This window comes from Moorena sp. SIO3I8 (assembly GCF_010692325.1).
GTDB lineage: Bacteria > Cyanobacteriota > Cyanobacteriia > Cyanobacteriales > Coleofasciculaceae > Moorena.
On sequence record NZ_JAAHHW010000074.1, the window covers coordinates 19,912 to 33,871 of the forward strand.

General features: G+C 43.2%; 11 protein-coding genes and 1 pseudogene. 7 read left to right on the forward strand and 5 right to left on the reverse strand.

What is annotated here, in order from left to right:
* The first annotated feature begins 564 nt into the window (after positions 1-564).
* The 7 genes from prfB (at position 565) to F6K51_RS23865 (ending at position 8,883) form a co-directional block, all read left to right on the forward strand.
* A protein-coding gene (prfB, locus tag F6K51_RS23835) for a peptide chain release factor 2 (protein ID WP_293024866.1) occupies positions 565-1,675 on the forward strand; the annotation gives its coding sequence in 2 pieces (ribosomal slippage) (positions 565-636 and positions 638-1,675; 1,110 coding nt in all).
* A gap of 247 nt (positions 1,676-1,922) precedes the next feature.
* Complete coding sequence (locus tag F6K51_RS23840) at positions 1,923-2,138, forward strand: DUF3285 domain-containing protein (protein ID WP_293024868.1); 216 nt, start codon at positions 1,923-1,925, stop codon at positions 2,136-2,138.
* Positions 2,139-2,309: 171 nt separating this feature from the next.
* Positions 2,310-2,837 (forward strand): rRNA maturation RNase YbeY, encoded by a 528-nt coding sequence (gene ybeY / locus F6K51_RS23845; protein ID WP_293024870.1) that lies wholly within the window; start codon positions 2,310-2,312, stop codon positions 2,835-2,837.
* 158 nt (positions 2,838-2,995) lie between these two features.
* Positions 2,996-3,451 (forward strand): diacylglycerol kinase family protein, encoded by a 456-nt coding sequence (locus F6K51_RS23850; RefSeq protein ID WP_293024889.1) that lies wholly within the window; start codon positions 2,996-2,998, stop codon positions 3,449-3,451.
* Between the two features lie 35 nt (positions 3,452-3,486).
* Positions 3,487-4,656: an FAD-binding oxidoreductase gene (locus F6K51_RS23855; protein ID WP_293024872.1), complete on the forward strand. Its 1,170-nt coding sequence runs from the start codon at positions 3,487-3,489 to the stop codon at positions 4,654-4,656.
* Positions 4,657-5,183: 527 nt separating this feature from the next.
* On the forward strand, positions 5,184-7,481 hold the full coding sequence (locus tag F6K51_RS23860; protein ID WP_293024874.1) for a glycosyltransferase: 2,298 nt from the start codon (positions 5,184-5,186) through the stop codon (positions 7,479-7,481).
* 595 nt (positions 7,482-8,076) lie between these two features.
* Positions 8,077-8,883, forward strand: coding sequence for a sulfite exporter TauE/SafE family protein (locus tag F6K51_RS23865; protein WP_293024877.1), 807 nt, complete (start codon positions 8,077-8,079; stop codon positions 8,881-8,883).
* A gap of 185 nt (positions 8,884-9,068) precedes the next feature.
* Here F6K51_RS23865 and F6K51_RS23870 read toward each other — a convergent pair whose 3' ends face one another.
* From F6K51_RS23870 to F6K51_RS23890, 5 genes and pseudogenes are all read right to left on the reverse strand, one after another.
* Entirely contained in the window at positions 9,069-9,947 is an 879-nt protein-coding gene (locus tag F6K51_RS23870) for a hypothetical protein (RefSeq protein WP_293024880.1), read from the reverse strand.
* A gap of 410 nt (positions 9,948-10,357) precedes the next feature.
* Positions 10,358-10,567 carry a hypothetical protein gene (locus F6K51_RS23875; RefSeq protein WP_293024883.1) on the reverse strand — a complete coding sequence of 70 codons (210 nt, stop codon included), beginning with the start codon at positions 10,565-10,567 and terminating at the stop codon, positions 10,358-10,360.
* A gap of 768 nt (positions 10,568-11,335) precedes the next feature.
* Positions 11,336-12,088: a hypothetical protein gene (locus F6K51_RS23880; RefSeq protein WP_293024885.1), complete on the reverse strand. Its 753-nt coding sequence runs from the start codon at positions 12,086-12,088 to the stop codon at positions 11,336-11,338.
* Positions 12,089-12,331: 243 nt separating this feature from the next.
* Positions 12,332-13,027, reverse strand: a complete 696-nt coding sequence (locus F6K51_RS23885; protein WP_293024887.1) for a hypothetical protein — start codon at positions 13,025-13,027, stop codon at positions 12,332-12,334.
* A 415-nt stretch (positions 13,028-13,442) separates the two neighbouring features.
* Positions 13,443-13,832 (reverse strand): annotated as a pseudogene (locus F6K51_RS23890) (transposase); the annotation flags it as partial.
* Between the last annotated feature and the right edge of the window lie 128 nt (positions 13,833-13,960).

A 13,960-nucleotide genomic window follows, 5' to 3' on the forward strand; every position in this document is an offset into this window, starting at 1 on the left:
GGATTTGACATGGCGATCGCATCGAGTAAATTATCCTTAGACTATGTCCAATTCCGGTAAGCATTCAGCCTACCGCTGTCAGCTATCATGCTTAAAATCAACCCAGCGTAGCGTGCGCCCTTCGCGTAGCGTGCGCCAATGGGCAATGCGCAAAGGGGAGAATTTAAAGGTGCGCTTGACCCATTAAGAATTAAATTCGCTCAAGGTGCGCACCTAATAGTTCGAGATTAATGAGAATTGAAAGTCTGGGGATTTGCCCATCAGCCAAAGACTATGAATCCCTAGCAGCTTTCCGTAACTCAGCATTATTCCAATGCTTACCTGTTTGATTCAAAAGCTGTTCGCAAAGCGTGGCCATAGCCCATAAGCACCTCAAGTAGCACCATCTGTAGCGCATAGGCTGATAGCTGAATGCTTACCAATTACGTTTGGACATTGGAATTTTACCAGGAGATTTGACATGGCGATCGCATCGGGGTAATTATCGGTAGACTATAGTTAAAATGTAAAATTAACAATATACCCTGGTGGTGTTATAATAGTTTTGTAAAGGATTGAAGCATTATGGAAACCTTAGAGCAGAAACGGGCAGTCGAAATCTTGTCGGAGCGCCTGGGTAAAACCCAGGACTATCTTTGACATTGCTGCTGTGAAAGCCAAAATCCAAGATTTAGAGCAGCTGGCAGCTCAACCGGATTTTTGGGATGACCAAAACTTTGCTCAACAAACCCTTCAACAACTCAACGACCTAAAATCTAACCTCCAACGGTATAAACAGTGGCAATCTAGTTTAGAAGACACTAAAGCGATCTTGGAGTTGCTAGAACTAGAAACCGATGACGCACTGCTTGCAGAAGCTCAAACCAACTTGACTCAGCTGAATAAAGAACTGGATCGCTGGGAGTTGGAACAGCTGTTATCTGGTACCTACGACGCTAAAGGTGCTGTCCTCACCATCAATGCGGGGGCTGGTGGAACTGATGCCCAAGATTGGGCTGACCTATTACTTCGCATGTACACCCGTTGGGCAGAGAACCATGGTTATAAAGTCCACCTAGCAGAACTTTCCCCAGGAGATGAAGCTGGAATTAAGTCTGCCACTCTGGAAATTGACGGACTCCGCGCCTATGGTTACCTGAAAGCCGAGAAAGGTACTCATCGACTGGTTAGGATTTCCCCGTTTAATGCTAACGGTAAGCGACAGACTAGTTTTGCTGGAGTAGAAGTGATGCCTGCGGTGGATAATACCGTTGAGCTGGAAATCCCCGAGAAGGATTTAGAAATTACCACCTCCCGTGCTGGTGGTAAGGGAGGGCAAAACGTCAATAAGGTAGAAACTGCAGTGCGGATTGTCCATATTCCTACCGGCCTGGCTGTGCGCTGTACTCAGGAGCGTTCTCAATTGCAAAACAAAGAAAAAGCCTTAGTACTGCTGAAAGCTAAGTTGCTGGTGATTGCTGAGGAGCAACGAGCTCAAGAAATTGCCGAAATTCGAGGGGACATGGTGGAAGCGGCTTGGGGAAACCAAATTCGAAATTATGTGTTTCATCCTTACCAGATGGTGAAAGACCTGCGCACTAGTGTGGAAACTACAGCAGTTAATGATGTCCTTGATGGTAATATTGACTTATTCATTGAAGCCTATCTCCGTCAAGAAAATCAGTTAACTAACTAATAAGTAATGATTGGTAATTAGTGATTTCAAAGTTGCTTGATTATTACTCATCAATATCAATAGTAAGTGGTCAAGTTTCAAGTAAGCAGGACTCAGGCAAAATTCGGCAACAAACGCGCCTTTCTGTAGGGTGTGTTAATAAGGAACCCTACACATAGATTTTCTGGGTAAGTCCTGGTAAAAATTGTTAAGTCTGTTGTTACATTAAAATCAGCAAAGAAATTCTGACGTAGACTACCTGTGTTCCATGAGCAACCCACCTTCACCGACCCAACAGCCAGAACAATGTCTGGATACAACTACAGCCCCAGCCGATAGCGGTTCAAGTGAACCTAAGCCTAGTTACACCAAGTTAGCCATGCGCAATATGGTGCGTAAGGGAGGTAAATCTCTGAGACACTTTTTCCTAACCGTTTCTGGTTTATTGGCCTTACTGGTGGGTCTTGCCTACCTAACCCGTTAGGTAAAGAGTTTTTAAGTACATTAAACTTAGTTTTGACAGCTATATCGAATCATAGAGCAAGAGTAAGGGAGTCCTAGTGCCAGGTTGAAGGAAGCCATGACCTAGCCCATTCGCTAGGTCATGGGATTAGGTCACTCTACTGGTAGCCAAGCCTTTTGGAGTTTTTGAGGTGTGAATTTTGAATTGAGTGTACAGGATTGTTTCTTTAATCGCTCCCATTCCACTGAAACCATTACTAACCAATTCAGCAGCCCAATTTCCCTCCACACTTGGGAAAGCTGGTTTCACCAATGGCTAGGAAGTCTCGAAACAGATTTACCGGAGGCGAAGAGCTACGAATTGAGTCTTCGCCTTACCGACAATAGTGAAATTCAAGCACTTAATTCCCAGTACCGAAAAAAAAATCAGCCTACAGATGTACTTGCTTTTGCAGCTTTAGAGGTAAACTCACCTAAGTTATCACCCCAAAAGCAATTATCGGTGCCTCTATACTTGGGTGATATCGTGATTTCGGTAGATACTGCTGTTCAACAGGCTAAACAGCATAAGCATTCTCTATCCACGGAACTAGCCTGGCTGGCAACCCATGGTTTACTTCACCTTCTAGGATGGGATCATCCGGATGAGGAAAGTCTAGTGAGAATGCTGGATCAGCAGGAGACTCTACTTCAGAGCGTAGGTCTTTCTAATGATTCCTAGAAGTCTGCTGTGCTTTCCAGTATATCCCTAAAGGTTAATCCTTCTACCCCATATGGGAAAGATTAAGGTATACCCAAAACCTATACCTGCACCAATAAATGGTGTTACCAAAGGCCGAATCTTATTAAACTCAGTTTTTCGTGTCTAATACCTTGCCGATGACTCAAGAGCTATCTATACCAGTACCCCAATACTCTGACTCCAAAGTCAAACCTCACCGAGATTTGGCTTGGCGAATTGCTCCCACATTAATGATTAGTTTCAAATATGCCTGGGCTGGGGTTCGCTATGCCTTTGTCACCCAACGTAACTTCCGCATCCATACAGCCATTGGCATTCTAGCGATTACCTTGGGCATTTTTTTACAAATACCCCTCGTAGAACTGGCTGTGATTGGACTAACCACTGGGCTAGTCATGGCTATGGAGATGTTAAATACAGCTATTGAATCGGTCGTAGATCTAACAGTTAAACAATCATACCATGAACTGGCTAAAATTGCTAAAGATTGTGCGGCTGGTGCAGTGCTGATCTCAGCGATAACTGCTATTTTTGTAGCCGGTTCCCTGCTACTGCCACCCTTAATCATTAGAATTGAGTCAGTTTTGGGCTAAACACCCGATTAGACTTAGGATGTGCGACTATTACGATGAAAGTATATGACTGGATTGTCGTTGGTGGTGGCATTACTGGAGCAGCACTCGGGTACGAATTGTCTCGCCAGGGTTTGAGTGTTCTGATTTTGGAGCAACATCCTACCCTAGAGGGAGCAACTCGCTATAGCTATGGTAGTCTTGGCTATTGGTCAGGAACATCAAAGTTAACTCGAGTGCTATGTCAGGAAGCTAGAGCAATTTATCAAACTTTATCTGAGGAATTAGAAACAGATACCCAGTTCCGGGAATTAGACTTATTGCTGACCATTGACCTCAACGATGACTATGAGCAATTGGCAGTAGATTATGCCCGTTGTGCTACTCCCCCAAGTTGGTTGAGTGTGGAGGACGCTTGTGCCCTCGAACCATTACTCAATCGAAATGCGATCGCAGGAGCTTTTACTGTCCGTCACGGGCATATCCATCCGGGAAAGACTACCCAAGGTTACCTGAACGCTTTCCGCCGTTGTGGGGGGGAAATCCAAATTGCCCGTGTGGTTGAACTGGTAAGGAGCTCAGATGCTATCAAGGCAGTCAAAACATTATCAGCAACTTACCACACGGCTAACACGGTTGTCTGTGCTGGTGGACTCAGTCGCACCTTACTGAAAGCTTCCGGAATTCCTGTATACTTGTATTTCACTCATGAGGAGATGATTGAAACTCCCAGAGTTGACATCCAGCTGCAGACAATGGTTATTCCAGCAAATACGAAACGGTTTCAACTGGAACAGCAAGCCAGTAATAAGTCAGTTGAACACTTGTGGGATAAGCCTGGTCATGAGGTAATACGACCCATTCTTGATGCAGGTGCAGTGCAGTTTTTAGATGGCAGTTTACGGATGGGTCAGCTGAGCCGTGTGCTGACAGACCCCTACGCGACTATAGCGCCAGAGAAAGGAGAATCGGAAATTCGTACTCAAGTGGGCAAAATTCTACCAGCTCTTGAGAAATTACCAGGAACCTGGCATCATTGTTTAGTAGCATTCAGCAACACTGGTCTGCCAGTGGTTGGTTCCGTCAGTGGTGTGGAAGGAGTTTATATATTTTCTGGTTTTACTAACCCCCTGGTATGTGTGCCACCCCTAGCCAAGCGCTTTGCTAATTGGGTGGTTGGACAAGAGGAGGATGAAATAATAGCCGAGATGTCCCCCGCCAATTAACAAAGTATTGTGTTAAGTTAAGCTAGGTTAAACCTTTTTAAGAGTCTGTTGGTAATCGACCCATAGTATCATTCAAAGTGCCAATACAGTGGCTCCATCATCGCTCAAGCGCTTTGGTAGGGGCGACTCTGTCAAAGTTATGGAACATAGGTAGGGTCCAAGGTTGGATTAGACTGTACTAAGTTGGGTTAATGGTCACAGGCAGATACACATTTAACCTGCATAATAATTTAAGCAACGGATTTTGTGTTGACACCAGAGTAATCTTCACTGTCAAGGGTTAACGGTCAACAGTGAACAATCAGCAAGTTAAATGTTAATTAAGATAAAGAACGGTGGAAGCGACGGTGTACCCCTTAGCTGGTGAGGGAAGCTAAGGAATTAGCTCGTCCTAACCAGCGAGTTATGAGCCTAGACTAGTTATGAACCTACAGGTGATGGCAATCCCCTCCCCTCAACCCAATTGGCTGTAATAGGGGTCTTCTGCCAAGAACTAATGACAATACTGGAATTACAGTTAAGGGATTATGACAAAAACTCGCTCTAAGTGGCAGCTTGTGGTGGTAGGGATTTTGCTACTGCTGACTCTTCAGTATGTACTGTGGCGATCGCTGTTTACCCTCAATCTGGATACCGTGGTCAATGGCGTCTTTAGCTTGGGGTTATTACTAGCGGAAATACTGAGGCTAGCTGGTAGCACCATTCAGCTGTTTTTCTTGTCCCAGATAAAAGATAGAAGTCAGGAAGCTGATTGGGGTGAATTATCGGTTATTAGTGGTCGTTTTACCCCTTCTGTTGATATCCTGATTCCTACGTATAATGAACATCCCTCTATTCTACGGCGAACAATTATTGGTTGTCAAGCTTTAGACTATACAAGAAAAACGATCTATCTTCTGGATGATACTAGACGTCCTGAGATGAAAAGACTTGCAGCTGAGCTAGGCTGCGAGTATATTACGCGACCAAATAATCTTAATGCCAAAGCAGGTAATTTAAACAATGCCCTTCCTCAAACCTCTGGGGATTTAATTGCTGTATTTGATGCTGATTTTATTCCTACTAGGAACTTCCTCAAGCGGACTGTGGGTTTCTTTAAGGATAAGGAAGTCGCTCTAGTTCAGACTCCCCAAAGCTACTATAATCCGGATCCGGTTGCCTATAATTTAGGTTTAGAAAACATTCTGACGGCAGAAGAAGAATTATTTTATCGACACATTCAACCAATTCGGGATAGCGCAAATAGTATTGTGTGTTGTGGCACGTCTTTTGTGGTCAGGCGCAGCGCACTCTTAAGTATTGGTGGCTTTTTTACCGATTCCATCGCTGAAGATTACTATACTGGCGTTTGTTTATCGGCTCTTGGCTATAAGTTAATTTATCTTGATGAAAAATTAAGTGCTGGCTTGGCAGCAGAGAATATAGCAAGTCATGTATCTCAGCGGCTAAGATGGGCACAAGGTACCTTACAGGGACTTTTTCTAGAAGCAAATCCATTAAGAATTCCTGGACTTACTAATCTCCAAAGACTGGTTCATTTAGATGGGTTGCTTTATTGGTTTACTAGCTGGTCACGAATTTATTTTCTAATTGTTCCCATAGCATATGCATTTTTCGGGATTATTCCCTTTAAAGCAACAGCTACTGAAGTCTTGTGTTTTTTAGTTCCTTTCTATTTGCTACAGTTTTCTGTATTCTCGTGGATAAACTGCCGCTCTCGCTCCGCTTTCATGTCAGATATTTATTCAGTAGTGTCATGTTTCCCCATTGGATTAACGGTGTTGCAGACAATGCTGAATCCTTTTTCGAGAGGATTTAAAGTAACCCCGAAAGGAATATCTCGGGAGAGTTTTAATTACAACTGGCAGTTAGCATCGCCGCTGATTATTGTATTCGTTGCTACAGCAATTAGTTTTGGGTTTAATCTGACCGAATTATTGATACCAGCCAGCAGTTTGCCATCCCAAGAAACAGCCCAACTTACCCAAGGCATCAGCTTAGCTTGGATTTGGAGTGGCTACAATCTCCTGGTGCTGAGTATCGCCTTACTAATCCTTCTGGATTCTCCTAATCCCAATACTGACGAATGGTTTGACTTACGTAAAGTGGTGCGAATAAATATAGGAGGTCAAACCTATTGGGGCATCACTAAGTGGATTTCCCAAGTAGGTGCTCAAATCAAGCTGACTGAGAAGCTATCTATCTCCCTTAAAGACAATATCAAAGTAAGTCTGAAAATAATGGGGGAGAACTTGCGACTACAAGGAAAGATTACTCACACAGACCTCACGAGTGAAAGCCCCACTTTCCAAATAGGATTTAATCAGCAGATGAGTTTACCCCAGACACGGTGTTTAATTGAAATGCTGTTTTGTGGTGTGGGTCAGTGGAAACGTTGTGATACCCCTGGAGAATTCAGCTTGCTGTGGCTTTTATTAAAAAGTTTGCTCCAGCCCAGATTTGTGTTTAACCGTAATCCAAACCTCAGCACAATTAGCTCCGCTGAGGTACCAAGCTCTACCCTTACCAAACTCAATGATGGGATTGCTGTGGTAGCACCAGCACCAAAGGCGATGGCAACTGTTGCTGATTTCCAAGAAGACAATAGCTCCCAACCTCTGCTCACACCTATTTCATTAGTGGCTCAGCCTAGGGTAAAAGCTCCTAGTGTTCCTCAAAGAGTCGGTGAAGAAGTGGCGATCAAGGTCGCAATACCAATGAATCCAGAACTAAACTCCCAGGTGGAGGCGAGCGCTCATTGGGAAGCCGAAGGTGAAACTGTTGTGATTAAAGTAGCGATACCCAATGAAATAATCCAGAAGTGACATACTCCCACACGCTTATCAAAGATTACAGTGTGGGCTTCTTACCAACTCCACCCAACGGTATCGGCTTTAGCCGACGCTGCGCGAACGGATACAAGGCCTTTGGCCACGCGGGGCGCGTTCGGTAAGCTTTATTAACGACACGGTCAGAAGTTACCGCAAGAATAGGGCAGCCTTTATGGTTAGTCGGTTATGGGTAAAGGGTTAAAACTTTATGATTAAGGCTGCCCTATTCTAAGGTTTCGTCTCCGGGATGCCCCGACCCGCCGGAACAATACAATAAGTTATATTTTTGATTAGTAGGTGGCGGTTAGCTCTTAATTTGTCTTCCCTACTATATCTAATATAAACGAGATATACCCTGTCCGCAATTCATCTGACACTCATGCTGCCCATTGAGATGTGAGGCATAAGAGCGGATGAAGCTAAATTGCCAGCTAAATGGGATTGACCTTGGCCTTTAGGCCATGCTACGCGAATGGTCACGCGGGGCGCGATGCTCGGTACGAGCCGCTACGCGATCGCTAATTAAAAAACGACTCAAGAGCAGCTATGCTAGCAAAAAAGTTCATTGAGCCAAAGGCGATCTAAAGGGATGACTCCTACCAATTTATTAATTTTTGCTGGTTCCGGTTTATTAGCAGGTATTCTTGCCGGATTTCTCGGCATTGGCGGCGGTGTAGTGCTCGTCCCCTTGTTAGTGGCATTAGGATATCAACCAGTTCAAGCAGCGGCTACCAGTAGTCTGTCGATTGTGATTACGGCTAGCTCTGGTACATTGCAAAACTGGCGGATGGGCTACTTTAATCTAAAAAGTGTAATTGGCATCGGATTTCCGGCTCTAATCACAGCACAAATTGGTGCCTATCTAGCCGACCTCTTCCCTCCTTACTTATTACTGGTAGCCTTTGGGATACTGCTACTGGTGACGATATATCTGATCCAACTACGCAAACAGCTTAAGTCTAGAGCGCAACAGGAATCTCAAAGAGCACCAAACAACAGACTTTCTTCAAACTCTCCCATCAAAGCTACTGTAGCCAGGATCGCGACAGGTGGTTTAGCTGGCTTATTAGCTGGTCTATTTGGTATTGGTGGGGGAACAATTATGGTTCCACTCCAAATGTTGCTCCTAGGAGAACCAATTAAAACTGCCATTCAGACAAGTCTAGGGGTAATCGTCATTACAGCAGTTTCAGCCTCTGCAGGACATGCCTTACAAGGAAATGTCTTATGGATTGAGGGACTGCTGCTGGGTATAGGAGGCTTTTTGGGAGCGCAAATTAGTACTCGCTTTCTGCCAAAGTTACCAGACCAACTGGTGAGCAATGGATTTCGCACGCTGTTATTTTCCCTATCAATTTATATGTTTTGGCAGGCATGGCAGAGTTACGGTGGTTGAGATTGTGTATCTACTTGATGAGACTTCGCCGCAGTAGTTGGGAATAGGGAACTTCGGATATCGGAACAGAACTATAAATACATATCAAGTAGGGACGTATGGCGTGCGCCCCTACAGGTTGAGTCACTCCCTAAGTCCTGTTATAGTTTCTTAATAATCAATAACGTTTGTGTCGTAACTCAGCTTTAGGTGAAACCGCCAGCCCAGATATATCGCCCCGGCTGGACTCGTTTCCAACCTTTAGATTCACATCCTTTAGTTAAGGTGTTACTAATGGATTTACGAGCTACATTTTTCTTCTTAGGATCCAAACCATTAGGATAAAGCACGTCCAAAACATCTGCAGCACTCATGATCTGTGGATAGTGTTCTCTTAACACAGAAGCCACTAGCTCATATAAGGTCATATACTTTAATTGGTCTAACTTAGGTAGCGGAGAAGGCCGACGAGCTTTGTTCTTGGCAGGTTTTCTCTGAGGTTTATTGGTAGAAACTAAATCGGGCAAATCTTGAAGAGAAAAGGTGTAGCAACCTGGAGAGTCAGGGACAGAGTGCCATAACCCCTGGCTCTCTCCTTTCAACAAGATGGATTTGACCAGAGAAGTTTTCGAGGCAATATCGTCTTTGCCCAACTCTCCAAACAGCTCCCTGATCAGGTAATCAACGTGGAGGATCGTACCCCTGTGAGTTTCCAGAAGTCGGTCAATGGCTTCTGTAATCCTCTGCTCCTGGTAATCGAGTTGTTGTTTGAGTGCTAATGTTGACTCATCTAATTCAGTTTCAGTGGAGAAGTCTGCGGGCAATTCAGGTAGTGGCGTGGTGAGGTAGTATTTCTCCTGCTGGTTGTGGTTGCGATTTCCAGGAGGCAGGAACTTGTTGGAGTTATTTTCTGGTAAAGCTAATGCATTGGTATTCAGCAAAGCTTTAGCATGGCTAAGCTGTTCTCTTGCAACTGTGGCAGCTTGTTCATGATACTCTACCATTTGTCGGTAGTAATCAACCAAATCTTCTAACATCTTGTGACTTTGCGATGGTAGCGATGGCTGTGATGGAACATAAGACATCTACTTTCTTCCCCCAGATTCGTTAGCGTGTTGATAGCGAAGACACTTTCTGGCTACTCCTTTGCAGCGATTTCCATACTTGGGACAACAGGTAGCATAAGTCTCCCTCTCTGCAGGCGTATTGCAGTAGTGGCAAATGAACTTGTAAACCCGTGTATGGATAGTACGCCTGTGGGCTCTTACTTTGTATTCTCGAACAAAAACTTGTTTACTGGGCATGATTGTTTATATACTTTACTCCTTAAACATTAGCAATGGGTTCCTGATAAGTGAAAGGAAGCGAATTAACACTGCTTGTGTGTTCTTTTTTGAACTCTCCCTCGCGTCAAGCACGGGGGATTCTACGCAGAAGGCGATGGCGGATGAAACTGGAAGCCTCAACCATAATCTTCGATTTGGTTGTAGGTACTTCACATAACTGCCATAGCAACGGGAGGAGGAGTAATACCTTTGACTCCAATTTGATCTAACATCCTCACACAATAACTGCCAGCTGTACAATAGGGAACTCCGGCCAGATTCCTCTGGAAAAACAGCAGCTGATTGTATCGATTCTGATTGACTCTCTGACCCAATGCTGACAACACTCCATCGCGGCTACTCACATCTGTCGATACCAAGTCATTTTCCCTAAGTAGAAGGTCATGGTCGATAAGCTAAATCCCAATCGGTGTCTAGTGATCTCCTATTCCATATCGAGTCTAGGTTTGACCTTAACCAGGGTGCCATTCTCCCGCTTGTTAATTGAATTGTGTGATCAACAATTGCCTGTTTGGTCTCCATCGCCTTTTCTTTCACCTCTTCTGGCACCTTCTCGCCAAATTTCCCTTAATTATTCCCTAAATTCTTTCAATATAGAATGTCTGGTTGCTCAAATCCCAGAGTATAGACTTTTTTTCCCTCCCTTTTGGTAATGGGTCATGAGTAATGGTCCTAGGATTACCGATTACCCCGAGCCAATGACCCGACAATCGAATGTGGCATCCCTTTTCAAGAAAGGGTATCAGAACCTGTGCCCAACCTCTGGCTGCCCCTTGCCTGTTCCCTCAGAGCACACAACCTCCTTCGCTTTCGCGTCCTACCGCGCACCGGAGCCGCGCTTCGCGTCTATGGGTCGCAAGCGGTTTATCAAAAAATGGCTAAACTGTTAGGCATTTTTAATGCCTAACAGCTTACGATACTAGGATTCATATCCACGCTTAATGCTGATAGATTAATGCTTATTTTAAAGACTTTATTTTCGTCAATAACTCGTTTTTTATTATAGTTTTATTTTGCCGTTTTATCCATGTAATTCATCCTTCCTTTTCCTTGGTTTTTAAATAAACGCTCTAAATGGGTTTTAATTACTTGGTTAATTCCGTCGATCTTTTTGGTAGTTTTTTTTCTTATTTTTTGGGAGATTGAAGTTTATTTTTGTCGAGTTTTATTACCAATTCTAAAGCTTCTTTGTGTTGATTAATTTCTTCTACAACTATTTTTCGTTCCTGTTCAGCCTCTGTTCTTGCTGCTTGAGTCTCTTCTCTTAACTTAAGTTGTTCGGTATCCTTATACAAGGGGGTAGGGTTAATCCCATATACCATTAGGATTTGAAGATTTTTTCTGGCGGTCATGAATTTTTTGCTAGCGGCTACTATGCCTCTACTTAGACAAAAAGAAGCTGTGGAAAAAATTATGGCTACAACAAAAGCAATAACCGGTATTAACTGATCTACTGCTCCGGATTCGTTGCTGACTAATACGGCTTGGAAATTCAAAAATATATCTCCTAAGAGCACCAGCCAAATTATAGATAATCCATTAGTTAATGGTAAAGGTATCTTAATTTTTTTGCTAATAATTCCAGACCCATCTACTATGGAGGTTATGGGTAAAGCACCTGTTACCAATAAACTGAGTAAATTATTAGTCTCAATTCCAAATATTTTATCACCCTTTGACAGAGCAAGTCTTTCCCCAAACGAGTAATCTAATAGAGCAAACTGTCCAAAACTAGAAATGATTAAAAGTGCTAAAAATATCAAAATTATTAAGACTTGAAGTCTTTTTTCTCTGCGATACCAATCTTCAAGCTTTTCTCGATATTCCGGCTTTTCAATATAGTTTTCAGACTTGGTAGTTGCTGGTTCAAATTCAGTCATATCTCATCACATCAGTTGATTAAGTAGAGTAGTGTCTAGGTCTGGTTAGTTTACTCTTTTCCGGTGAAGCATTTGGAGCCTAGCGCTACGCGCAAGTCAGAAGTTAGAAGTCAGAAGTCAAAAGTAAGCTAGGACTAGGTTTCGGAGTTTAGAAATGTTAAACATCTGAATGCGTAGTGCTATAGCTTTGGTTTTACCTATAATTTGTCGTCCAAATCCCCAAACTCATACTAGTCCTAAACGTTATAATTTTTTTAAATCCTCCGGTATTTCGCAATAGGTATACTCTGAACTAGGAGTATATTTTTTGAGGTATTCTCCATCCAGTATTGACTCAAAATAATTATTAAGATGTATTCCGCCAATATCATCTATCTGGTTTAATTCTTTTTGAATTTCATGTTTAACAGTTTTTCCATCACGAAATGCATTACTTGCTTGAATGCTTCTCCTATCCTTTTGTCTTAATATTTCTTTTAAATTGGGATAATTTTTGAGTTTTAAATAATAAATTCCTTCAAATAAGTCCCAGGTGTAAACTTGAAGGTCAACATTGGGTTGAGCATCTTTGATTTCAAAGGGCAAAGAAACTATAAAAATAACACTTTTAATTTTAGGGTCACGAATTTGGAGATTTCTCTCCAGACTTAAATTTAAAACTTGTTGCTCATCTTCCCTAGACCATTTCCAAGCTAAGCAACTAGCTTTTTTATAAACCCATCCGTCGTTATGGTTATCAATACGTCTGATATAAAAACTTTTAGCTTGATGAGAAAATGTTAATAATGTTACAATCTTGGGAGTATATCTATGATTCAGTAAACTCTTGGTATCTGGAATTTCTTGTCTTGAGTTTACAGGAATTCTCAAGACAAGCTTTTGAGGTGAGCATTCTTGATTGCCAAAAATCTCGTTATAGATAGGCTCATTAGACTGCACACTTATACTTCGAGCTTCTTCAGTTTGAATGTGACAGGGACTAATTTGAGTGGTACAGGAGTGTAGCCCGATACTATTGAAGATAAGAGTGACAATAATTCCTAGATAGCGGTGCGACCCCGGCGAGGTTCCTTCGCCATGGGAACGCGCACCAAGACATCGGAAGAGTTTATTCATGCAAAACTGTATCATGAAATGACTTGAAAGATGCTGTACGCTAGCACTTTCCAGTTGAGCGTTCATGCCTACAGGATTACCTAAGGAATCTTTTGCCGACCTGGGACGATCTATGATGGAAAGGATATGCGATCGCGTTAGATGCATCTCACTAATGATCTTCTAAGGTCACCGCAGACTTCCGGATTGTTGGCAAAATTAGCATTAAGTCGTTTTTCCAACTCCTCTAGTAGCCCTTCTAGCTCCTTAATTTATACTTCCGCTTCTGCCTTGCGATTCCAACCTGATTGGATCTCTGATTGACACTCCCCACGGCGCTTATGCCGGGGGATTCTTGGATCGTAGACCCGTCTTGCTCGACCAGGCCGGAGCCAGGAAGAGTAGAGGACAGATCTCCCCAAGCGTTTTGGAAGGTTCCGGTGTGCCCCACCGTACCCAAGGCTCTACTTAAGATATTTCGAGCGGCGTTGTGGTCTCGATCTAACTGACATCCACACTTGCAAACATGGGTTCTAGTTGATAACGATTTCTTGACCACTTCGCCACAGTTGGAACAATTCTGACTTGTATAAGCTGGATTCACTGCAACAGTTATCCGACCAAACTTTTTCCCAAAATATTCCAACCATTATTAAACTAAGCCGGTGAGTCGCCTCACCGACTCGTCTTCAGAACCGGACGTGACATTTTCACATCATCCGGCTCCTCATCAAACGGAACCACTGACATTGGTACCTCTAGAACGGATTTTCATCT

What these genes read in the sequence shown, in the direction of transcription:
- F6K51_RS23865 (WP_293024877.1), top strand. Translation starts at nt 8,077, where the DNA reads ATGACTCCTACCAATTTATTAATTTTTGCTGGTTCCGGTTTATTAGCA.
- F6K51_RS23860 (WP_293024874.1), top strand. Translation starts at nt 5,184, where the DNA reads ATGACAAAAACTCGCTCTAAGTGGCAGCTTGTGGTGGTAGGGATTTTG.
- F6K51_RS23850 (WP_293024889.1), top strand. Translation starts at nt 2,996, where the DNA reads ATGACTCAAGAGCTATCTATACCAGTACCCCAATACTCTGACTCCAAA.
- F6K51_RS23840 (WP_293024868.1), top strand. Translation starts at nt 1,923, where the DNA reads ATGAGCAACCCACCTTCACCGACCCAACAGCCAGAACAATGTCTGGAT.
- F6K51_RS23870 (WP_293024880.1), bottom strand. Translation starts at nt 9,947, where the DNA reads ATGTCTTATGTTCCATCACAGCCATCGCTACCATCGCAAAGTCACAAG.
- F6K51_RS23880 (WP_293024885.1), bottom strand. Translation starts at nt 12,088, where the DNA reads ATGACTGAATTTGAACCAGCAACTACCAAGTCTGAAAACTATATTGAA.
- F6K51_RS23855 (WP_293024872.1), top strand. Translation starts at nt 3,487, where the DNA reads ATGAAAGTATATGACTGGATTGTCGTTGGTGGTGGCATTACTGGAGCA.